A 20,383-nucleotide genomic window follows, 5' to 3' on the forward strand; every position below is an offset into this window, starting at 1 on the left:
ATGTCCCTGTCTCAAATGCAGGTTTTCAACGACTACATCATGCCGGCGACTCTCGAGACGCTGGATCAAATGCTGGAGGCGTTCAACGCTGCTAGTAATGGCGCGATCGTGCTGTCTCCCAACGGCTTCACCGGCGACTTCCTGCAAGAGTCGTTCTTCCAGAACCTCGGTGCAGCCCAGCGCCGCGTGAATCGATACGGTGCCAACGCCGTGGTGGCGCCGGTTGACCTTACTGAACTGCAAGACACCACCGTGAAAGTGGCGGGCGGCTTCGGTCCGATTCGTTACGAGCCGTCGCAAATGACCTGGTTGCAGCGTCCAACTGCGCAGGGCGTTGAAGTTGCGAGCCGCGCGTTCGCCGAAGTGCTGCTGAAGGACCAGCTGAATACCGCTATCGCTGCACTGGTGGCCGCAATCACTGCGCAAGCAGGCGCGGTAAACGACGTGTCGGCTACCTCCGGCATCTCTCAGGCTGGCCTGAACAGCGCGCATGCGAAGTTCGGCGATGCCAGCCAGAACCTGATTGCTCAAGTCATGCAGGGCACCACCTGGCACAAACTGGTTGGCCAAGGTCTCGCCAACCCAAACAACCTGTTTCAGGCCGGCAACGTTCGCGTCGTCGATATCCTCGGCAAGACCTCGATCGTCACCGATGCCCCGGCGCTCGCACAGGCCGGCACGCCGAACAAGGAAATCATCTTGGGCTTGGCCGCTGGCGCCGCTCTGGTGCACGACAACCGAGACATCATCTCGAACGTGCAGACCAACAACGGCAACGAGCGCATCACCACCACCATCCAGGTTGACTACACCTTTGGCTTGGGCCTGAAGGGTTACACCTGGGATACCGCGAGTGGTGGCAAGTCTCCATCCAGCGCCGCGCTCGCCACTGGCACCAACTGGGACAAGACCGCAGCCAGCATCAAGGACACCGCCGGTGTTGCCCTGATCGGCGACGCCTCCAAGTAACTAATTGATGTCTGCGCCGGGGCATAATGCCCTGGCCCAGCGGAGTGACAGTGATGACCGACAACAACATCTGGTATCTGCCGGGTCCGTTCCACCGCTACGAAGATGACGTGAAGGCGATCGCCAAGAAGGAAGGCCTGATCATCATCGACGCAAACGTGACGGAAGATCGCGGTGGCGAGGTTGAGAAGCCGCCGAAGGCGAAGTTGAAACCTGAGTTCCGTCCAGCCTCGAAGGCTCCAACCGCGGATCCTCGCGAAAAGCTGAAGATCGAAGAGCTCCACGACGCGCTGACGAAGAAAGGCGTAACCTTTGACAGCAACGCCGATCAGCCAACCCTTCTGCAACTGCTGAAAGATCAGGACTGACACATGCTCATCATCGAGGACGGTACCGGCAAGCCAGACGCCGAAAGCTACGCATCTGCAGAGGACCTGACGCTGTACGCCGTGAAGTTCGGCGTGGTCATTCCCGCAGAAGTGCCTGCGCAAGAAGCGTTGCTGCGCCGGGCCGCCTTGGCGATGGATGGCAAGACCTGGAAGGGGCGCAAGACGGACAGCGATCAGGCCCTAGCCTGGCCGCGCCGCGGGGTTGAACTCGATCAGCAGATCAAGCCCGACAACTACCTGCCGGCGCGCATCCAATACGGCCAGATGGCTTTGGCCGCTGAGATCCACGCCGACGACATCGACCCGATTGACAAGCGTAAAGGTGCTGTGACGCTGGAGCGTGTCGAAGGCGCAGTAACTCGCGAGTACGCCACGATCCCAAACACCAGCGGCCGACTGCTGCCGGCGGCGCCAGATCGGCCGAGTGCTACACAGTTCGCTGACTACCTACAGAAGCGGGGCTTGTTCGCCGTCCGCGTATAGACAAAATGGAGCACCATGGCCACCTTCTACGACGAAATGGCCGTGATGGCTCTGGACATGATCACAGAGTTCGGCCAACCCGTGATCATTCGGGCAACCACCGTCGGCGAGTACGACCCGGATACCGGCAGTGCACCGCCTGACACCGTCACCGATCAAACCGCCCAAGGCATCCTGCTCGACTTCTCCGGCCAAGAATTCCAGAACAACAGCCTCATCAAGCGGGGCGACAAGAAGCTCAAGATCGCCGCGCAGGATTTGGCGTGGGCGCCGGAGCTGCTGAACAAGGTCATCGTTCAGGGCCGCACCTGGTCAATCGTTCCGCCGCTGAAAGAGATCAACCCGGCCGGCACGCCGATTCTGTATGAGCTGCAGGTGCGGTCATGAGCCGCGCCGGCTCCGGTCAGTCCGGCAGCTTCGCGATGAGTCTCGCAGAATTTGCGGCCCAGGCCACGGAAGCCATCGACGCTAGTCTGCGCGAGATCATCATCGAGGTTGGCAGCAGCGTTATCCGCATGTCACCAGTGGGGAACCCCGAGATCTGGGCGCAGAACGCAGTGGCCAGCCAGTACAACAAAGCCGTAGACGATCACAACAGCGACTTGCGTAGCAATCAGGCCAACCTTACGAAGGCGGGACGCCTCAAGCCTGGGCGAAAGCTGAACGACGGCATGGATATCGTCGCGCCCGAAGGCTACGTCGGCGGCCGGTTCCGCGCGAACTGGCACCTGTCGATCGATGTAGTCGAGAGCGTCACCTTCGACGAGGTTGATCCCGGCGGCCAGGCGACGATTGCTGCACTGGTCTCCGCGGTCAGCGACTTCACCGCCGGGCAGACGGCCTACCTCATCAACAACCTGCCGTATGCGATACCGCTGGAATATGGCCACTCGACCCAGGCCCCCAGTGGCATGGTCCGCATCACTGTGGCCCGCTTCCAGCAAATCGTCGATGACGCCATCAGGAACAACCAGGTATGAGCCACAACATCGTCGCCTCGATCTATGAGGCCAAGTTGATCGCCTGGGCGAAAGCCAGGCCAACGCCCCTGAAGGTCGTCGTCGAGAACGAGACCTACAAGCCGGTCGATGGCGAAACCTACCTGAAGGCGTTCACGCTGCCGGCCGACACCGCAAGCAACACGCTTGGCGGCGACCACAAGCTGTACACCGGCGTGTTTCAGGTCAGCATCGTGACGCCATCGGGCAAGTATCGCGGGGACGCCGGCGTCATTGCCGACCAGATCGCCGCGCTGTTCCCGCTGTACGAACGAAACACGAAGGGGCCGTTGACGGTGGTGACCATGAGCCCAGTTCACCCAGGCCCTGGCATCCCAGACGACACAACCTTCACCGTGCCCGTTTCGCTCCTTTACCGAGCCGACACCAACTGATCGACGCAGGTAGAATCCCCTGAGAAATGATGAAGGGGTGTTCACTATGGATGAAAGTAGGAAACAGCGGCTGCAGGTCTTGGGCGAGATGGTAGACAACCATTGCTGGGATAATCGAGCGGAAATCGTTGCCAGTGAGCAGTGCCTTTGTACTGGTTGTGGCCTGTGGCTGATCCCGAGTGACATCACCAGGTGGTATGAGGGCAAGCACGCGTGCTGTCCAGAATGCGGACTCGCCGGCGCGGTCGTCGGCTCAAAGTCTGGCATCCCACTGGAGGAGTATCGAAGCAACATGAAAGTCGAATAGCAGCATCTAAAATTCGCCCGTTGGGCAACCCCCCAGAACCCGCCATTGAGCGGGTTTTGTCATTTCTGCAAAGAGGAAAACCCATGAGCGTCAGGATTCCCAACGGCACCACGTTCGAGATCGCGGCCACGCTGAGCCTTGCGAAACCCTTCACCGCCATCACCAACGCAAAGCCAGCGCTTCTCACGGCTGCGGCGCACGGCCTCAATGATGGTGACGTAATTGTCATCGACTCTGCCTGGGCGAAGCTGAACGGCCGCCCGGCCCGCGTCATCGATTCGGAAGCGGGCGAGTTCGCGGCTGAAGGTGTGGACACCACCAGCGTGAAGAACTACCCAGCTGGCTCCGGTGCGGGCAAAGTCCGTGCGGCTTCTGGTTGGACGCAGATCGCACAGATTACTGAGCCGGCGGCCAACGGCGGTGAGCAGCAGTTCCTCATCTACGGCTTCCTTGAAGACGATGACGACCGTCAGCTGCCGACCAACAAGTCGGCCAGCAGCATGACGCTGCCAGTCGCTGATGATCCCGCCCAGGCTTATGTCGCGATCGTTGAGGCGGCGGACGAAGATAAAGAGCCGCGACTGGTGCGTGCAAACCTGCCGGGCGGCGCGACCATTTACTACTACGCGTACGTGTCGATCACCGCGACCCCGACTTTGAGCCGCAACAACATCATGACGCGGACCATCACGTTGTCGTTCGCCTCTCGCCCAACCCGCTACAACGCCTAAGGGGTTCCCATGGCAAAGTTTTCCATCGCGCCAAAGCCGACATTCACTGTCGATGTGGCTATCCCGCAGGTCGGCGGTAAACCGGCAATGGTGCCATTCACGTTCAAGTATCGCGACCGCACCGCACTGGCCGAGCTGTTCGACTCCTGGAAGGAAAAAGCAGCGGCCATCGGCGAACGCTTCAAAGGGACTGAACCGACCCTCTCGGAAATTACTGCAGCAGAGGTAGAGCAGGGCGTCGACCAAATCAAGGATCTAGTGGTGTCGTGGGGCTTTGGCGACAAGCTCAACGATGAGTCGATAACTGCTCTGGTGAAGAGCTGCATCGGAGTGTCGGACGCTGTCGTGAAGGCGTACAGCGAAGCATTCGGCAAGGCCCGCTTGGGAAACTGACTGCCGCTGCCCGTGCGCTCTATGAGGCCGATAGTTCTGCCGAGCAAATGGCGGTGTTCGGATTTTCGCCCGAGGACTACGACGAAACCTTCGAAGTCTGGCCGGACAACTGGAAGTCGTTCCTCGTCATGGATTCGATGTGGACTCAGTGGCGCATAGGCACATGCGGCGCGACCGGCCTCGATTACGGCGTACTGCCAGATGTGATGAAACTTGTCGGCGTTCCCGCCAAGGATCGCCCGCGCATTTTTCAGGACATCCGCGTTATGGAATCGGAGGCCATCGCGGTCATGGCCAAAGCACGCGACAACAGCCCGTGAAGGCGGGCACTTATTCAAGGTGAGTCGATGAACATTGCAGAACTCGGCATCAAGGTCGATTCGGCTGATGCCGCCAACGCTGCAACCGATCTCGACAAGCTGACCAAGGCTGGTGATCGCGCTGAGCAATCCGCCGTCGGCCTGATGAAAGAGATGGAAGCGCTGGAAAAGTCGCTTTCGAAAGGCGCGACCACTACACAGGAACTGGCCAAGCAGCGCGAGAGTCTGGCAAAGCTCACAAAGACCGGCGCCTATGGCGAAGCCGAATTTACCAAAATCACCGCGCAGCTCGACAAGCAACAGGTAGCGTTGGCCAAGTCCACCCTGGACGAACAGAAGGCGCTGAACAGCCTGCTCGGTGCGATTGATCCGGCCCGCGCCGCCATGGCGAAATTAGACGGCCAGGTCGAGCAGCTGGGCAAGCACCTCGATGCCGGCCGCATTAGTCAGGATCAGTACAACTCTGCGCTGGGTAAGCTGAACGGCAATTACGCAGCCCTCGAAAAAACAGCCACAGGCTTTGACAGGCTGAAGCTCGGCAGCCGCCAGGCGCAGGAAAATGTCGTTCAGTTGGGCAACGCTCTGTCGTCAGGGGATTGGGGGAGCGGTGTTCGCGCGGTCGCACAGTTGGGGGCCGGAGCTGGCGCTTCCGCCGCAGGCTTGCTTGCCGTCCTCGGTCCAATCGCCCTGGCAACCGCTGCTGTGGGCGCATTGGCATACGCTTATTACAAGGGCAGCGAGGAGCAAGACGCGTACAGCAAGGGCCTGATTCTGACTGGCAATTCTGCGGGAGTGAGCGCAGAGCAGCTGGGTGTAATGGCTCGGCAAGTCGGCGCAACTGTGGGCTCAACCGGGCAAGCAGCCGAAGTGCTCGCACTGCTGGCCGGCAATGGCAAGATCGCAGGAGAAAGCTTTTCTGGCATCGCCCAAGCGGCTGTCTCCATGCAGGAGGCTACGGGCAGGGCTATCAAGGAAACGGTTGCTGAGTTCGAGAAAATTGCTGATGAGCCGGTCAAAGCATCGGCCGCGCTAAACGAGCAGTACCACTACCTGACAGCCTCGGTGTACTCGCAAATCGCGGCGCTGGAAGAGCAGGGCGATCATGCTGGCGCGGTGAAGCTCGCGACCGAGGAATATGCGGACGCAATCAATGAGCGCACGCCGAAGATTCTCGAAAACCTGAGTTTCTGGGAAAAGGGTTACAACGCTGTAGCACGTGCTGCGGACAATCTGAAGAACATCGGTCGTCCCGATATTGACGGTGATATCGAGAAGGCCCAGCGCAATTTAGCGTCAGCCAAGGCTGGTGATATTGGTGCCTTCCAAAACCAGAAAGAGATGGTTGAGCTGTATAGCAATCAGCTCAACATGCTTGAGGACCAGAAGGCCGCGGCGGCCGACATCGCCAAATACGATGGTGAGCAGGCCAAGGCACAGCGCGATGCAGTTACAGCGATGTCGAAGATCGACGCGCTCACCAAGTCGTCGCTGACCAATGAGCAGAAACGCGCCGAGGCCATCAAGGATTACAAGAAACAGCTCGACGATATTCGCAAGGTCGACCCGAACGACTCACGGCTTGATCAGTCCGCGATCGACAAGAACCTGGCGAACATCAACGATAAGTTCAAGGATCCGAAGGGTGCTGCGGGCAGCGTCGACCTGACCGGCTTCAACAACGCGAAGAACGTATTGGCTGAAACCTTGGCCTACTACAAAAACGCAGACAAGGAGCTCGAAGCTTCACAGCGCGCCGGCGTCATTTCGCAGGCGAGTTACACCGAACAACGCGTCAGTTTGTTGCAACAGCAGGCCGAGGAAGTTGCCCACGGCTACCAGTCAGAAATCGATGCGCTGGAAGCTGCCAAGACAAAAAAGGCACGACTGCAGCGCAACTGATTCAGATCGACCAGAAGATTGCCGACGCCCGCAGCGCTATGGTCAAGGCGCAGCAGGATAGCGACAGTGAACTGTCGATCATTGCCACGAACGAAGAAGGCCGCCTGCGTAAGCAGACCCTGGCCGTAAACACCTACACCAGCGCCCTGAAGCAGCAGGTCGATACGCTCCGTCAGCAGGGGTTGCGTGCGGCTTCTGGCCTTGGCCAGGGTGATCGACAGCGCGGGCTGACGGATCAGCAAAACGGCATCGACGATCGCTTCAACCAGCAAAGCCTTGAACTGGCCAACCAGTATGGCGATGGTTCGCGCGGCATGAGCCTCGAGGAGTACACCGCCAAGCTGGATGCGCTGAAAGCCACACAGCAGGATCTGCATGACACGGTACAGGCCAACTACGACGACATGACAGCGGCCCAGGGTGACTGGAGCGCCGGCGCATCGTCGGCATGGCAGAACTACCTGGAATCGGCGAGAGACGTTGCTGGGCAGACGAAAAGCCTGTTTGCCAACGCCTTCAGCTCGATGGAAGACGCGGTCGTCAACTTCGCCATGACCGGGAAGCTGTCGTTCGCGGATTTTGCGAAGTCGATCTTGGCGGATATGGCGAGGATTGCCACACGGCAAGCCAGTTCGGCACTCCTGAGCAGCTTGTTCGGCGCCGCTACCAGTTACTTCGGTGGCGGAGCATCGTCGGCGGGGTCTACGCAGGGTGGGTACTCGGGAGACCTTTCAGGTTTCACTCCAGGCAGCATTCAAGCCAAAGGTGGTGCCTGGTCATCGGGCGTGCAGATGTTTGCAGAGGGCGGAGCCTTCACCAACTCCATCGTCAGCAAGCCGACTGCGTTCGGCATGGCCAACGGCAAGACCGGGGTGATGGGTGAGGCGGGGGACGAGGCCATCATGCCACTGACCCGCACTGCGAATGGCAAGCTGGGCGTCATGTCAATCGGCGGCAGTGGAGAGCAGGGCTCAAGCAGCAACCAGGTGGTAATCCAGCAGACGTTCGCCGTGCCTGAAGGTCAGGGGGCCGCCACTGACGATGGGGGCGGCCAAGCAGTTGCACAGGCATATGCGCGTGCCGCCAAACAGGGCGCACAAGAGCAGATAGCCAGAGACTTGCGGCCTGGCGGCCAAATATGGGCGGCCATCAACGGTCGCGGATAATCCAGACCCTGCTTCGGCGGGGTTATTTTTTGCCGGGGAAAAGCATGGCAACGGAAACTTTTACCTGGGTGCCCAACAAGGAACCCGCCGGCACGGTCACCTTTCGCACCAAGTCAGCCAAATTTGGCGATGGCTACGAGCAGACCACGGAGGACGGTATCAACAACAAAACACAGTCGTGGCCACTGACCTTCTCGGGTCCAAAGGCCAGGATCAAGGAAATCGCGGCCTTCCTCGACAGGCAAAGAGGCGCGACCCCTTTTTATTGGACTGAGCCGCTGGGTGACACAGCGCTTTTCAAGTGCGCCGAATACCAGCCCCGGCATGCAGGTGGTGACGTCTACATGCTGACCGCAACCTTCGAACAGGCATTCCACCCATGAGCATTGATCCAATCAACATTGGCGGGGCTGCGAACGACGGTAACGGGCAGACATTGCGGTCGGGCGGGGCGGTCATCAACGCCAATTTTTCGGAGCTTGATACCCGCACCACAGCAGCCCAGGCGAAAGCGGAGCAAGGTGTTGCTCATGCGGGCACTGCTCAGGCCGCGGCGGAAGCGGCTCAGGCGAAGGCCGACGCAGCGATTCCAGGCAGTGCGGCAGGAAGCTCTATTGCGCAGTTGGTCAACGGTGTCGTTCCTGCATTGCAGTTGCCGAGTTATGTCGACGACGTGCTGGAGTTTCCGACCCTGGCAAACTTTCCGGCCACTGGCGAGACCGGCAAGATCTACATCGCGATCAATGACGGCGACAGTCCGAGCAATCCAACTCGGCAGTATCGCTGGAGCGGTACGGCCTTCGTGATGATCCCGTCATCGCCGGGTTCGACCGACCAAGTGGCAGAGGGTACGACCAATCTCTACCACACCGCCGCCCGGGTCCGATCGGCGGCGCTGACTGGTCTGGACGCCTCGATTAATGCGGCGGTGGTCGCTACAGACAGCGTGTTGACCGGTATCGGCAAGCTGCAAAAACAAGTCAGCGATGCGGTTGTGGAGCTGGCGGGAAAGTTCGACAAGACTGGGGGCAAGCTGACCGGGGCGTTGAACAGCGCCGACATCGTCACCATCGCCAGTTCGGCGACACCCGCCATCGGCGCTTCGGCGGCTAACACGATCACGATCACCGGAACCACCGGCATCACCGGATTTGACTCCATCGCCAGCGGCGCTGTGCGTACGCTGGTGTTCGCGGGTGTCGTCACGCTGACCCATCACGCGACGTCATTGATTCTGCCAAAGGCAGCAAGCATCACCACCGCCGCAGGCGACGTCCTGCAATTCACATCACTCGGAGGCGGGAGCTGGCGCTGCACCGGCAAGATGCTGGCGGCCGACGGTGGCGCTGCAACTGGTGGGATGTGGGTTGGGATGAAGATCGCTTGGCCGCTTTCCGAGGCCTCGATACCTGGCGGCGGGCTGCCTGATAATGGGCAGCTTGTTGATCGCGCAACCTGGCCTGATCTGTGGGCGCTGTATTCTTCGCAGGCTATTTCAGATGCTACTTGGATCGCTGATCCGTTGCAGCGCGGCAAGCCGTCCACAGGTAACGGCACGAGCACGTTCCGCATGCCTGACACCAATGGCAAATATTCTGACGGCCTGACGCCCGCCGCCGCCGTCCTTCGCGGTCATGGCAAGAACTCGGCGGGTACTCCGGGGCTATTTCAGCTTGACCAGCTTCAAGCGCACAACCGCTCAATTAGATCAGGGGCGTCGTCCGGGGGCTCTGTCGCCGGACCATCAGCGGCGGCGCTCAGTTGGGTTGCAGGAAATACCAGCACCGACTGGGCATATCAAACTGCGGGATATCTTGCCGATGGCTCAAACGGAACTCCACGGGTAGGTCCCGAAACCCGCGGCACAAACGTCACGGTTGTTTGGGTGACTGTTGGTGCGACCGGCGTGAGCAACCCCGGAACCGTTGATGTTACGGCGCTGGCCACGAGTGTTAATTCGCAGGGCTCGCGGATCGCGGCGCTGGAGGCATCGACAGATTTCATCATTATTTACCCGAATGGTGGAACAGCAGGATCGCCGGCCACCGCTGCACTCAACGCGCAATACATTTCAGCCAACCCATTTCCGGGCTTTAACGTGATCACCGAAGTAGAGTTCCTGTCGGGTGGTAAGTGGTACTGCGCTTACCCTATCGCCGCGGGCGCAGTTGCGGGCGGGGCGAGTTGCGGCCAGGTGGATGACACGATTGTCGTAAGGACCGCCATTACATACCTGATCTACAACGTGGGCGGCTATGTCAACAGCACCGCGCCGGGCGCAATCTCAACAGGAGCACTCCCGTTCCGAGTAAAAGTATGGAAGGTGAAAGCATGAATTACGCGGAGCTTGGGTCTAGTTTTATGCAGGTTGGCGGCGAGTGTCCGGAGGGATGGATCATAATGAAAGAGCCCAGGCCTGAAGGCGATAATTCGACTGATTACACAGCGCAGGCTGATGGCAGTTGGGCGGTTACACAGGAAACACTGCGCTCCAAAGCGGCAGTTTTTGAAAGCGTTTGGCGTGATGTAGAGCTACCAGTCGCCAAGGATAATGTGACTGCAATCCAATTCGAGGACCCCGACGCATTGCCTGGTACAGAAGCCGAATGGAAGGCGTACTGGATCGCGCTGCGCAACTGGAAGGATGGCAATCCCGACTACCCGGACCTCACGAAGAGACCGCCACGCCCGAGCTGATCTTCTGCTAAACCTTCGGCTTCAATTCTTTTGTGCTGATCGAGTCGATGTGGATTGCTCGTATCAACCAAACTTCCGATTTCGTTAGTTCGATTTTGACGAAAGGTCCCACAGCTGTGAGCTTTAAATCCATGCCGCTCACTGTGTCGCTCGATCCGTCTGTATGACGCCATCTGACCCATCGTAGAAGGTTTGATGTTTTTATGTGGACGTCGAAAGCATCTACCAGCTGTTTTGAAATCTGCACTTCATCGGTGATGTTCATAGGATCTCCTGAGTTTCGATGAACGTAGCTCACATCCCATAACTGTCAAACCTCCTGATCTGCCAACCGCCTTTGGCGAATTCTTTTTGAGGAAACACGATGCCGATCACGGCCGATATCCAGACCCTGGAGCCTGGCGCGTGGGTGGAGCTATTTGAGCTCGATGCCACGGTGCTGGGCGCCGAGCTGTACCGCTTCCACGGTTACCCGCAGCAGTCGTCGATCTTCTGGCAGGGCGAGGAGTATTCGCCGTGGCCGATCAAGGCCGAAGGCTTCGAGATGACCGGGCAGGGCGCACAGCCAACACCGACACTGTCCGTGGGCAACGTCGGCGGCTTCATCACGGCTCTGGTCCTGTATTTCGAGGATCTGGTGGGCGCGAAGCTGATTCGACACCGCACGCTGGGCAAGTACCTGGACGGACAGCCTGAAGCGGATCCAGACGAAGAGCTGCCACCGGATATCTGGTACGTCGAGCGCAAGGCTGCGGAGGACAACGAAACGGTCCAGTTCGAACTGGCCACGGCATTGGACTTCGCCGGCGTGCAACTGCCGCGCCGGCAGATCGTGGCCAACGTCTGTTGGTGGCTGAGCTGCGGCGGTTACCGCGGTCCGTACTGCGGCTACAACGGGCCGCCGGTGGCTGATGAAAACGACATCATTGTCACCGACGCGTCCAAGGACAAATGTGGCGGGCGCCTGACCAGCTGCAAGCTGCGCTTCGGCGAAAACAACCCTCTGCCGTACGGCTCATTCCCGGCCGCCGGCCTGATTCGGAACTGACCATGAACAAAGCAAATCGCGCTGCGATCGAGCGTCACGCCTTGGCCGAGTATCCGAAGGAATGTTGCGGGCTATTGGTGCGCGAGGGGCGCAAAGAAGTCTACGTCCCTTGCCGCAATACGGCTTCGACGCCCAGCGAGCATTTCAGGCTGGCACCGGAAGACTATGCCGCCGCCGAGGACCGTGGCCCGGTGCTGGCGGTCGTGCACAGTCACCCGGACTATCCGGCGGCGCCGAGCGAAGCCGACCGGGTTTCCTGCGAAGCATCCGGTCTGCCCTGGCACATTCTCGAAGTCAGGAAAAGTGAGGACGACCAGGTGCGCGCTGGTGAGCTGGTGAGCTTTACGCCCGTTGGCTACGAAGCCCCATTGATTGGCCGCAAGTTCGCCCACGGCGTGCACGACTGCCTGAGCATCATCCTGGACTTCTACCGCCGCGAGATGGGCATCGAGCTCGGCAACTACGAGCGCGAGGATGGCTGGTGGGACAAGGGCGGTAATCTGTACCTGGAAAACCTGCCCGCCGCCGGCTTCGAGAAGGTCTCGAACCTGAAGCATGGGGACCTGGTGCTGATGCAGATCCGCTCGCCGGTGCCGAACCATGCCGGGGTCTATCTGGAAACCGGAGTTCTGGAGACCGAGCCCGAGCATTACCCGGCACCTGGCTCGATCCTGCACCACCTCTATGGCCGAGACAGCAAAAGGGACACATACGGCGGGTACTGGGGCGAGGTCACCGTCAGCTACTGGCGGCACAAAGATGCACGATCAACTAAAGAAGCAGTAGAGCCGCGGGTCTCCATTGGACGGTAAACAGGGATGGAAAATGCGCCTAGGGATATCTCGGTATTTGCGAATGTCGTAGACTTCGGGGCTTTTCAGTACCAATCAAAGGAATGAGTCGTGGCAAGCAATCACACTATTAGCTGTCCACATTGTATGAACGAGGTGCCTTGGGGCGCTCACGTATGCAGGGGTTGTCAGGCTGAAATTCGTTACGGCACTCCACAGGGTGTTGCTGTGTTTTTCCTAATTCTTTGTGTCATTGCTGGATGGTGGGGAGCCAAACTGGTTCATGCCTTCATTTCGACTAACTCGACATTGTTGTGGATCGTCTTCGGTGCCGTTTTCCTGCTGTGTGGGCTTGGATCTAGAAAAATTTGCAAGCGGTTCTATGACGGCAAAACGGTTTTTCGGCGTTTCTATCGAAAGTAGATTTACTGCAACGACTAGCCCAGCCCGCGCTGGGCTTTTTGCATCTGGCGAGTGGTATTCTGCGAGCTAACGCGCTTGTAGCGCACCAAGCGAAAGGATTTCCTGTGAAAGTCGAAGAGCTCATCGAAAAACTGCAGACGCTCGATCCAAGTCTTGAAGTACTAGTGACGAGCGAAGACGCTGATGTGGTGACCCCCGGATACTTGGTGCGGCCATTCGAGATTTACGATGTATCGGCATTCAACGTGGAATTGAGCCGCGATGATGCGCGCCGACCCCAGCTCGCAGCTGCGACAGAAGGAGAAGGGCGGAAGTTTGCAATTATCGAGATCAGCTCTAACTTGTGACGGAGCACTTCAGACCAGGCTTTGGCTCTCTGATTGAGCAGTCTGCGGATCCAGCATCTCAAGAAGCATCTGGTCGTGTGACGCCCGTGTTGCCTTATAGAACATGCACCGATCTAGAAGGACCCGTTTCATGCTCCGGGCTGACGCAAGGTGTCTGGGCTCGACAGAGATCGTCACGGTCTTGCCGCTCCGGGTATCGGTCACTTCTAGGTGGTAGCGCCCAATCAAACCGTCGTCTCGTTTGGTGTGGCCGAGGCATTTGAAGGTGAGAGAGGTATCTGTCATTCAGGTCTCCGAGGTAGGTTGGTTCCGATTAACGCGAATTTATATGAAGTCCAGCGAATGCTGGACTTTTTCGTTTCTGCCCGCCGAATGCTATCGTCTGCCGATCTCACAAGGAGCGGTATCTATGCGGATTTTGATGGGGGCGTTGGTGGTGGCGTTGTTGGCGGGTTGCACAACACCCTCCGATTTGATGGCTGGCAAGCCAGTGAGCAATCACACAACAACCAAGTCACCGAAGGATGTAGCTCTTTGCGTATATCCGGCTTGGCAAGATTATCGTTCAACCTCTGTCATGAGTGAGACGACAACCGGCTACCGCATAGTTGCAGGTACGGACACAGGTCAGACCGACGACGTACTCAGCATCGAGGCGTCCGATCAGGGTAGCGGGAGCTTGGTAAGACACTATCAGCGAGCGTCATGGTCGCAGGTTGGTCGAGGCGGACTTTCCGCTGCGCTGAATAGATGCTTGTAACACCCGTTTTCTACTGCCGCCCACGGGCGGTTTTTTTACGCCTGGAGAAAATATGTCGTACGGCAACTCACAAGAAAAAATGCAAACAGTTTTCCTGTCGGGCTCTCTTGGTCGCCTGTTTGGTCGTGAGCATCGCCTGACTACCTCGGGTGGTTTTCGCGACATCATGGGTTACTTCAAATCGCAGTTCCCTGGGTTTGAAAAGTACATGATGGAAAGTTCCAGCAAGGGGCTTCGGTTCGCCATTTTTAATGGAAAGGAAAATATTTCTGAGGATGACCTGGATAAACCCACGGGGCGCAAAATCATCCGTATTGTTCCAGTTATTGCGGGCTCGAAACGCGCTGGCCTCCTTCAGACAATCGTGGGTGTTGTGTTGATTGCCGCTTCTTTCATTCCTGGCTTTCAGGCATTGCTGCCGGTCGGTATCGGCTTGGCAGCTGGAGGTGCAATTCAAATGCTCAGTCCGCAAGCCAAAGGACTCGGCACTCAAGACTCCCCAAATAACCGACCCAGCTACAGCTTCAACGGCGCCGTAAACACCAGCGTCCAAGGCGGCTGCGTGCCGCTGCTCTACGGTCGGATGATTGTCGGCAGCGCGGTGATCAGCGCCGGGATCTACTCCGAAGACCAGATGTAGCCCGTACCCCGCCAGCAGGCCCGCCATGAGCGGGTTTTTTTTCGCCTGAAGGAAAGCCATGACCAATCTCGCAATCACCGGCCGCAAGGGCGGCGAGTCGAAGCCGCGTCCGTCTGTTGAGGCGCCCGACAGCCTTCAAAGCATCGCCTACGCCCGTATTTTGGATTTGGTAAGTGAGGGTGAGATCCGCGGATTGGCCAGCGGTATGCGCTCGGTTTTTCTCGACGAAACCCAACTGGCGAATGCTGACGGCAGCATTAACTTCAGCGGCGTGACGCTCGACGCTCGCACTGGCAGCCAAGATCAAACGCACATCGCCGGCTTTCCTGCTGTTGAAAGTGAAACTGCTATTGGGGTCGAACTGACTATCAGCCAGCCGTGGGTGCGGTCCGTAAGCAACCTGCAGTTGTCGGCAGTCCGTATCAGGCTTTCCACCCCGCGCCTGGCTCAGACCAATACATCAAACGGCGACACTGGCGGCTTCACCGTCGCCTATCGGATTGACTTGTCGACTGACGGCGGCCCGTTCGTTCCCATCCTGTCTCCAGCGTTCACTGGCAAAACCTCAACGAAGTACGAAAGGTCCCACCGCATTGACCTTCCCGAGGCCAGTAGCGGCTGGACAGTGCGTGTTGTTCGTCTGACTCCGAACTCCACCAGTGGCGCGATTGCAGACACCACCAACGTCGAAGCCATCACAGAGGTCATCGACGCGAAACTGCGTTACCCGGGTTCTGCCCTTATTGGCCTGCAATTCGACGCCTCGCAGTTTCAGTCGATTCCTTCTCGGTCGTTTGACCTGTTTGGTCGGATCATCAGGGTGCCGAGCAACTACGACCCAGAGATCCGGGTTTACACCGGTATTTGGGACGGCAGCTTCAAGAATGCATGGACTGATAACCCTGCATGGATCTTCTACGACCTGTTGCTCCACTTCCGTTATGGCCTTGGTCACCTGCTGAACGCTGGCCAGGTCGACAAGTGGGAACTGTATCGGATCGGCCAGTATTGCGATCAACCCGTGCCTGATGGGAAGGGCGGCACTGAACCGCGATTCACCTGCAACCTGTATCTATCGGTACGAGCCGATGCGCTGAAGGTGCTACAGGATCTGGCCACCACCTTCCGAGGCATGGCTTATTGGGCGGCCGGCTCTGTCATGGCCGTGGCCGACATTCCTGAAGACCCGGTGTTCACTTATTCAAACGCCAACGTGATCGAGGGCAAGTTCAAATACACCGGCTCGGCCAAAAAATCTCGCTATACCGTCGCACTGGTGAGCTGGAACGACCCAGCAGATTTTTATCGGCAGAAGGTGGAGTATGTCGACGACCAAGCTGGGATCACTCGCTACGGCATTCAGCAAACAGACATCACTGCCACTGGTTGCACCTCGCAAGCCCAAGCCCATCGCATCGGCAAGTGGGCGTTGCTCACCAACCGCCTGGAAACTGAGAGCGTGGATTTTTCCGTCGGCTTGGACGGGACCTTGGCCAGGCCGGGCCAAATCATTCGAGTGGCCGACAATGACCGGGCAGGGCGCCGCATCGGTGGCCGACTGCGTTCGTCGACGCTCGACACCCTGGTCCTCGATGCTGACGTGACGGCCTACCCGGGCGACACCATCACGCTGATTATGCCCAACGGCAAAGCGGTATCTCGCATCATCAAGTCTTCTGGCTATCCGCTGACATGGGACAGCACCGGCATTACCTGGGATAACGGAAATGTCACCTTTGACACCACGGGCTTTCCGTCCGAAGTGCAACAGGTTGTGCTGACCGAAGACCTTGACGACCTGCCGCCGCGCCATTCGATGTGGGCGATTGACTCGCCGACCCTGGCTGTTCAGCAGTTCCGCGTCATGTCCGTCGCGGAAGACTTCTCGGACTCTGAAATCAAATTCACGATCAGCGCGGTCCGCCACAACTCCAGCAAATATGGCGCCATCGATAATGGCACCCGCATTGAGCGGCCACCGATCACGGTCATTCCGCCGAGCGTGCAGCGCCCACCATCGACAGTCACCGTCAGCAATGACCACTTTGTCGACCAGGGCAGCGCGATCAGCGTGATGACCATCGAGTGGGATCGGCCGCCAAGCGCGATCGCCTTCGAGGTTTACTGGCGCAAGAACGATGGGGACTGGATCTTTGCGGGGCGCACCGGCACCACCTCGATCGATGTAAGCGGGATTTACGCCGGTCGCTACGTGGCCAAGGTCCGGGCGATCAACTCGCTCGACATCGGCTCGGTGTTCGCGACTTCCGCGGAGACGGTGCTGAACGGCAAGACCACGCCGCCGCCAGTGGTTTCATCGTTCACCGCCGAGTCGATTGTGTTCGGCATCAAGCTCAAGTGGGGCATCCCACAGGAATTGAGCACGGCCGACCTGCAGCGCACCGAGATCTGGTACAGCGAAACAAACCAGATCGCCGAGGCCTTCAAGTTTGGGGATTACGCGTATCCGCAGACCGACCTGACGATTATGGGGCTGGCTTCAGGCAAAACGTTCTTTTTCTGGGCTCGCCTGGTGGATCGAATCGGCAACGTCGGGGCGTTCTTTGGTCCGGTGTTTGGTCAGTCCTCTGCGGATGCCGGCCCGATTCTGGACTATCTGAATGACCAGATTACCGAAACGCAATTGAGCCAGCACCTTCTGGAGAAGATCGATTCCGGGGGAGGGGCGTCGATTGAGATTGAGGCCATGAAAAGCGAGCTGGCCGCGATGTACAGCATCAAGACTCAGCTCACCGTTGATGGAAAGCCTTTCCTGGCTGGCATCGGTGTAGGCGTGGAGAACGACGAGGGGATCATCACCAGCCAGGTACTGATCGCAGCCAGTCGGTTTGCGATCGTCGATCCAAATGCGTCAGAAATCTTCTATCCGTTCGTGGTCCAGAACAACACTGCCTACATCAAAGCGGCGTTCATCGAGGACGGATCCATCACGAACGCGAAGATTGGCAACGTCATTCAATCGACCGATTACGTGGAAAATACCAAAGGCTGGCAGCTCGATAAGAGTGGCACCTTGAAGTTCAACGGCACCGGTGTCGGGTACAGGTTGAAGCTCAACAACCAGGGCTTTTACCTCACCGATACGACAACCAACGTTGTGGTGGTGGAATTGGGGGTGTTGAGTTGACTGTCGGGCTGAGGATCAGGGACAGGGTTACGGGCGTCGTAACCCTTGAGATCACCGATAGGATTACTCGCATCATCGGCCGCGTTTACACGGGGGCAGGTCCGGGTGGCATCAGCATTCCCGAGTTTGGAGATGGCACCGGATGGGCTATTCCGCTGGTGATTGAACAGGCCGCGATCAGACCTACGCCCGCGCCATTGATCGTCACATCATTGTCAGGCTTGTCGTGGTCATTCCCCGGAACCGGCACAGGAAATCTACCGGTCGGCTGCTGGATTACTTACGGGGTTTAGTAAATGGCAAATGCAGGATTCAGGGTAAAAGGGGCGCTTGGGACAGCTCAAATCGACTCCAACTACAGAAACTTCGAGCTTGTAGCGTCAGGGACCATTTACTTGACTTCAGGCGGGACCGAGGGGCGCTACGCGGACTTCTCGTTGCCATCTGGCGAGCTGTTCCCCGTGGTGGCTCTGGCCGGTGCTTATTCTTGCTGGTCCGTAATGATCAGCGATACGGTGTGCAGGGTTTACGCCATCGTGTCCGGAGGTATATCCCCGCCCATAAACTATTACGTTTTCGGCACCCCCAAACCAACCAGTAGCGGCACGAGCGGAATCATAGGGTTGCGGGTGCGTAATCCGGCCACCGGAAACATCGCCTACAGCTCCGAACGCAAGTACATGAAGATTTTAGACAGGAGGTCTGGAACCCTCGGCCGTAGAGAAGTTATCAGCGGCGGCGTGAGCGGAAAGACTATCGCTGTGGCCGTTCAGATGCGGCCTTACTTTTGGCTGAGGAGAACCGTAAGCCAGGGGCAGCCAGTTGTCACAGTCGTGGTAGAGGGGGGCAGAGGGATATGCTCAGGCGGTTCATGGCAGTACACGCTGGACACCATAAACGCATCATCCACGCCTGGCACTCAGCCAACTCTTTCGTATGAGTTTTATAACTACAGCTTTCTAATCCTGGACGTAACCGGTTACTGATCGAGGTCTTGACCCCAACCATCCTGATTACTGCCACCCGCCATCGAGCGGGTATTTTTTTGCCTGGAGAAAAGTTATGCCTGTGATTGAAAAGGACCGCGACATTCTCGCCCGCACGTTGTGGGGCGAGGCACGCGGCGAAAGTACGGCCGGCCAGATCGCCGTGGCCTGGACTGTTCGCAACCGTGTGGAGGATGGCAAGGCTACATCTTGGTGGGGCGAGGGCTACGCCGGCGTGTGCCAGAAGCCATTTCAGTTCAGTTGTTGGAACAAGAGCGACCCGAACTATGCCTTCCTGATCGGCATAAAGCGGATCCCGTTCCGCGAACTTTCGCAAGCGCGGATCGCCGCTGACCAGGTGATTGACGGAAAGGTGCCAGATCCGACCGGAGGCGCCACGCATTACTACGCCACTGCGATGCCGAAGGCGCCGATCTGGGCGAGGGACGCCAAGCAAACGTTGAAGATTGGTGGCCACATCTTCTTCAAGGATGTGCCGTGATGACGCCGGCGCAAAAGCTGATAGCTCTGCTGGTGTTGATTGTGTTGTTGATGGGCGGAAGTGCGGCGGGAGCATGGAAGGTGCAAGGTTGGCGCTACGGTCAGCAGTTGGCCGAGCAAAGTCGCCTGCACGCCGATGACCTGTCGGCCATCAGCAGCGGCGCCGCTGCCCAGGTCCGCGCTGATCAAGATAAGCGGCTTGCGCTCGAGCAGCGCCTGTCGGTCAGTGACCAAACCCACCACAAGGAACTGAGCGATGCTCAAACCAACCAGGCTCGCCTGCGCGATCGCCTTGCCACTTCTGATTTGCGGTTGTCAGTCCTTCTCGACGCCACGGATCCAGCCAGTGGCTGTTCAGTGTCAACCGGTACCGAAGCCGTCGGCGTGGTTCATGGAGGAGCGCGCGCCCCACTTGACCCAGCGCATGCTCAACGAATTGTCGCCATTACCGACGCCGGTGATCAGGGACTGATTGCGCTAAAGGCGTGCCAGGCATACATCAGGGAGATTGTCGCTCCCGCTTCTCTATGAGCAGCCTCTGGTTTTCTCTAAACAGGTGATCTCGCTGGTCGGCTATCAGCTGGAGGCTGTAAACCTTGCTCGAGAGTTCGGAATGCTCTTCTTTAAGGCGGTTCAACTCTGCTCGTAGCTTGTCCCGCTCATTGGACACGTCGGCGTGCATTTGCACCAGGCCGAAGATGTTCTCTCTGGCATTGCGCATTTGTAGGGTGAGCTCCTGCACTTCGTTCTCGTACATGCGCAAGAACTGACGGCAGGTTTCAAGCTCGGTTGGAGAGCCCAGCCAGTCGCTGGTATCTTCGATTTCGTGCGGTTCCACGGCGACGCCTTGTCGATACTGTTTGGATATACAGTAATCGAGTGTGGCGGTTCAGGCGAGGCCGAAGTGACGAACAGCTCGGCAGAAAGCCGCAAGAGCAAGTCAATGCTGTTGACTGAAGGTCCTAGACAGCCGCAGGGATACGTATGGGATA

At 58.3% G+C, this 20,383-nt stretch carries 22 protein-coding genes and 1 pseudogene; 21 read left to right on the top strand and 2 right to left on the bottom strand.

Annotation, left to right across the window (positions count from 1 at the left end; all coding sequences use genetic code 11):
• The 13 genes and pseudogenes from KJF94_RS07225 to KJF94_RS07285 all read left to right on the top strand — a co-directional run bounded on the left by KJF94_RS07225 (nucleotide 1) and on the right by KJF94_RS07285 (nucleotide 10,747).
• Nucleotides 1-969: a major capsid protein gene (locus KJF94_RS07225; protein WP_214382226.1), complete on the top strand. Its 969-nt coding sequence runs from the start codon at nucleotides 1-3 to the stop codon at nucleotides 967-969.
• 53 nt (nucleotides 970-1,022) lie between these two features.
• The gene (locus tag KJF94_RS07230) at nucleotides 1,023-1,337 is read left to right on the top strand and encodes a hypothetical protein (RefSeq protein ID WP_214382228.1); all 315 of its coding nucleotides are present in this window, start codon (nucleotides 1,023-1,025) and stop codon (nucleotides 1,335-1,337) included.
• Between the two features lie 3 nt (nucleotides 1,338-1,340).
• On the top strand, nucleotides 1,341-1,841 hold the full coding sequence (locus tag KJF94_RS07235; protein WP_214382230.1) for a DnaT-like ssDNA-binding protein: 501 nt from the start codon (nucleotides 1,341-1,343) through the stop codon (nucleotides 1,839-1,841).
• A gap of 15 nt (nucleotides 1,842-1,856) precedes the next feature.
• Nucleotides 1,857-2,228: a hypothetical protein gene (locus tag KJF94_RS07240; protein WP_214382232.1), complete on the top strand. Its 372-nt coding sequence runs from the start codon at nucleotides 1,857-1,859 to the stop codon at nucleotides 2,226-2,228.
• Complete coding sequence (locus tag KJF94_RS07245; RefSeq protein WP_214382233.1) at nucleotides 2,225-2,821, top strand: hypothetical protein; 597 nt, start codon at nucleotides 2,225-2,227, stop codon at nucleotides 2,819-2,821. Before KJF94_RS07240 ends, KJF94_RS07245 begins: the two co-directional genes overlap by 4 nt.
• Nucleotides 2,818-3,234: a phage tail terminator-like protein gene (locus KJF94_RS07250; RefSeq protein WP_214382234.1), complete on the top strand. Its 417-nt coding sequence runs from the start codon at nucleotides 2,818-2,820 to the stop codon at nucleotides 3,232-3,234. Before KJF94_RS07245 ends, KJF94_RS07250 begins: the two co-directional genes overlap by 4 nt.
• Nucleotides 3,235-3,624: 390 nt before the next feature.
• A complete protein-coding gene (locus KJF94_RS07255; protein WP_214382235.1) occupies nucleotides 3,625-4,272 on the top strand; it encodes a phage tail protein in 648 nt (215 codons plus the stop codon).
• A gap of 9 nt (nucleotides 4,273-4,281) precedes the next feature.
• Nucleotides 4,282-4,665, top strand: a complete 384-nt coding sequence (locus KJF94_RS07260; protein ID WP_214382236.1) for a phage tail assembly chaperone — start codon at nucleotides 4,282-4,284, stop codon at nucleotides 4,663-4,665.
• Between the two features lie 47 nt (nucleotides 4,666-4,712).
• On the top strand, nucleotides 4,713-4,985 hold the full coding sequence (locus KJF94_RS07265; RefSeq protein ID WP_214382237.1) for a DUF1799 domain-containing protein: 273 nt from the start codon (nucleotides 4,713-4,715) through the stop codon (nucleotides 4,983-4,985).
• A 27-nt stretch (nucleotides 4,986-5,012) separates the two neighbouring features.
• Nucleotides 5,013-8,050, top strand: a pseudogene (locus tag KJF94_RS07270) (phage tail tape measure protein).
• 44 nt (nucleotides 8,051-8,094) lie between these two features.
• Nucleotides 8,095-8,433, top strand: a complete 339-nt coding sequence (locus KJF94_RS07275) for a phage tail protein (protein ID WP_214382238.1) — start codon at nucleotides 8,095-8,097, stop codon at nucleotides 8,431-8,433.
• Nucleotides 8,430-10,385 carry a hypothetical protein gene (locus KJF94_RS07280; protein ID WP_214382239.1) on the top strand — a complete coding sequence of 652 codons (1,956 nt, stop codon included), beginning with the start codon at nucleotides 8,430-8,432 and terminating at the stop codon, nucleotides 10,383-10,385. Before KJF94_RS07275 ends, KJF94_RS07280 begins: the two co-directional genes overlap by 4 nt.
• A complete protein-coding gene (locus KJF94_RS07285; protein WP_214382241.1) occupies nucleotides 10,382-10,747 on the top strand; it encodes a hypothetical protein in 366 nt (121 codons plus the stop codon). Before KJF94_RS07280 ends, KJF94_RS07285 begins: the two co-directional genes overlap by 4 nt.
• Nucleotides 10,748-10,754: 7 nt before the next feature.
• On the opposite strand, the gene KJF94_RS07290 is transcribed toward KJF94_RS07285, so the two are convergent.
• A complete protein-coding gene (locus KJF94_RS07290) occupies nucleotides 10,755-11,012 on the bottom strand; it encodes a hypothetical protein (protein ID WP_214382243.1) in 258 nt (85 codons plus the stop codon).
• Between the two features lie 99 nt (nucleotides 11,013-11,111).
• Here KJF94_RS07290 and KJF94_RS07295 point away from each other — a divergent pair, with 99 nt between their 5' ends.
• From KJF94_RS07295 to KJF94_RS07330, 8 genes are all read left to right on the top strand, one after another.
• A complete protein-coding gene (locus KJF94_RS07295) occupies nucleotides 11,112-11,795 on the top strand; it encodes a phage minor tail protein L (RefSeq protein WP_214382245.1) in 684 nt (227 codons plus the stop codon).
• Nucleotides 11,796-11,797: 2 nt separating this feature from the next.
• Nucleotides 11,798-12,607: a C40 family peptidase gene (locus KJF94_RS07300; protein ID WP_214382247.1), complete on the top strand. Its 810-nt coding sequence runs from the start codon at nucleotides 11,798-11,800 to the stop codon at nucleotides 12,605-12,607.
• A 506-nt stretch (nucleotides 12,608-13,113) separates the two neighbouring features.
• Complete coding sequence (locus KJF94_RS07305) at nucleotides 13,114-13,356, top strand: hypothetical protein (protein WP_214382249.1); 243 nt, start codon at nucleotides 13,114-13,116, stop codon at nucleotides 13,354-13,356.
• Between the two features lie 812 nt (nucleotides 13,357-14,168).
• Nucleotides 14,169-14,756 (top strand): tail assembly protein, encoded by a 588-nt coding sequence (locus KJF94_RS07310; protein ID WP_214382251.1) that lies wholly within the window; start codon nucleotides 14,169-14,171, stop codon nucleotides 14,754-14,756.
• Between the two features lie 58 nt (nucleotides 14,757-14,814).
• Nucleotides 14,815-17,904, top strand: coding sequence for a TipJ family phage tail tip protein (locus KJF94_RS07315; protein WP_214382253.1), 3,090 nt, complete (start codon nucleotides 14,815-14,817; stop codon nucleotides 17,902-17,904).
• A 296-nt stretch (nucleotides 17,905-18,200) separates the two neighbouring features.
• Nucleotides 18,201-18,890 carry a hypothetical protein gene (locus KJF94_RS07320; RefSeq protein ID WP_214382255.1) on the top strand — a complete coding sequence of 230 codons (690 nt, stop codon included), beginning with the start codon at nucleotides 18,201-18,203 and terminating at the stop codon, nucleotides 18,888-18,890.
• A gap of 76 nt (nucleotides 18,891-18,966) precedes the next feature.
• Nucleotides 18,967-19,392, top strand: a complete 426-nt coding sequence (locus KJF94_RS07325) for a cell wall hydrolase (RefSeq protein ID WP_214382257.1) — start codon at nucleotides 18,967-18,969, stop codon at nucleotides 19,390-19,392.
• Nucleotides 19,392-19,922 carry a lysis system spanin subunit gene (locus KJF94_RS07330; RefSeq protein ID WP_214382259.1) on the top strand — a complete coding sequence of 177 codons (531 nt, stop codon included), beginning with the start codon at nucleotides 19,392-19,394 and terminating at the stop codon, nucleotides 19,920-19,922. Before KJF94_RS07325 ends, KJF94_RS07330 begins: the two co-directional genes overlap by 1 nt.
• Here KJF94_RS07330 and KJF94_RS07335 read toward each other — a convergent pair.
• Complete coding sequence (locus KJF94_RS07335; RefSeq protein WP_250548230.1) at nucleotides 19,891-20,229, bottom strand: hypothetical protein; 339 nt, start codon at nucleotides 20,227-20,229, stop codon at nucleotides 19,891-19,893. The two genes, KJF94_RS07330 and KJF94_RS07335, sit on opposite strands and share 32 nt — an antisense overlap.
• Nucleotides 20,230-20,383 lie beyond the last annotated feature (154 nt).

This window comes from Pseudomonas hormoni (genome assembly GCF_018502625.1).
GTDB classification, from domain to species: Bacteria; Pseudomonadota; Gammaproteobacteria; order Pseudomonadales; family Pseudomonadaceae; genus Aquipseudomonas; species Aquipseudomonas hormoni.

What these genes read in the sequence shown, in the direction of transcription:
- KJF94_RS07245 (WP_214382233.1), top strand. Translation starts at nt 2,225, where the DNA reads ATGAGCCGCGCCGGCTCCGGTCAGTCCGGCAGCTTCGCGATGAGTCTC.
- KJF94_RS07225 (WP_214382226.1), top strand. Translation starts at nt 1, where the DNA reads ATGTCCCTGTCTCAAATGCAGGTTTTCAACGACTACATCATGCCGGCG.
- KJF94_RS07325 (WP_214382257.1), top strand. Translation starts at nt 18,967, where the DNA reads ATGCCTGTGATTGAAAAGGACCGCGACATTCTCGCCCGCACGTTGTGG.
- KJF94_RS07285 (WP_214382241.1), top strand. Translation starts at nt 10,382, where the DNA reads ATGAATTACGCGGAGCTTGGGTCTAGTTTTATGCAGGTTGGCGGCGAG.
- KJF94_RS07315 (WP_214382253.1), top strand. Translation starts at nt 14,815, where the DNA reads ATGACCAATCTCGCAATCACCGGCCGCAAGGGCGGCGAGTCGAAGCCG.
- KJF94_RS07280 (WP_214382239.1), top strand. Translation starts at nt 8,430, where the DNA reads ATGAGCATTGATCCAATCAACATTGGCGGGGCTGCGAACGACGGTAAC.
- KJF94_RS07275 (WP_214382238.1), top strand. Translation starts at nt 8,095, where the DNA reads ATGGCAACGGAAACTTTTACCTGGGTGCCCAACAAGGAACCCGCCGGC.
- KJF94_RS07230 (WP_214382228.1), top strand. Translation starts at nt 1,023, where the DNA reads ATGACCGACAACAACATCTGGTATCTGCCGGGTCCGTTCCACCGCTAC.
- KJF94_RS07250 (WP_214382234.1), top strand. Translation starts at nt 2,818, where the DNA reads ATGAGCCACAACATCGTCGCCTCGATCTATGAGGCCAAGTTGATCGCC.
- KJF94_RS07300 (WP_214382247.1), top strand. Translation starts at nt 11,798, where the DNA reads ATGAACAAAGCAAATCGCGCTGCGATCGAGCGTCACGCCTTGGCCGAG.
- KJF94_RS07295 (WP_214382245.1), top strand. Translation starts at nt 11,112, where the DNA reads ATGCCGATCACGGCCGATATCCAGACCCTGGAGCCTGGCGCGTGGGTG.
- KJF94_RS07235 (WP_214382230.1), top strand. Translation starts at nt 1,341, where the DNA reads ATGCTCATCATCGAGGACGGTACCGGCAAGCCAGACGCCGAAAGCTAC.
- KJF94_RS07330 (WP_214382259.1), top strand. Translation starts at nt 19,392, where the DNA reads ATGACGCCGGCGCAAAAGCTGATAGCTCTGCTGGTGTTGATTGTGTTG.
- KJF94_RS07240 (WP_214382232.1), top strand. Translation starts at nt 1,857, where the DNA reads ATGGCCACCTTCTACGACGAAATGGCCGTGATGGCTCTGGACATGATC.
- KJF94_RS07265 (WP_214382237.1), top strand. Translation starts at nt 4,713, where the DNA reads ATGGCGGTGTTCGGATTTTCGCCCGAGGACTACGACGAAACCTTCGAA.
- KJF94_RS07255 (WP_214382235.1), top strand. Translation starts at nt 3,625, where the DNA reads ATGAGCGTCAGGATTCCCAACGGCACCACGTTCGAGATCGCGGCCACG.
- KJF94_RS07290 (WP_214382243.1), bottom strand. Translation starts at nt 11,012, where the DNA reads ATGAACATCACCGATGAAGTGCAGATTTCAAAACAGCTGGTAGATGCT.
- KJF94_RS07320 (WP_214382255.1), top strand. Translation starts at nt 18,201, where the DNA reads ATGGCAAATGCAGGATTCAGGGTAAAAGGGGCGCTTGGGACAGCTCAA.
- KJF94_RS07310 (WP_214382251.1), top strand. Translation starts at nt 14,169, where the DNA reads ATGTCGTACGGCAACTCACAAGAAAAAATGCAAACAGTTTTCCTGTCG.
- KJF94_RS07260 (WP_214382236.1), top strand. Translation starts at nt 4,282, where the DNA reads ATGGCAAAGTTTTCCATCGCGCCAAAGCCGACATTCACTGTCGATGTG.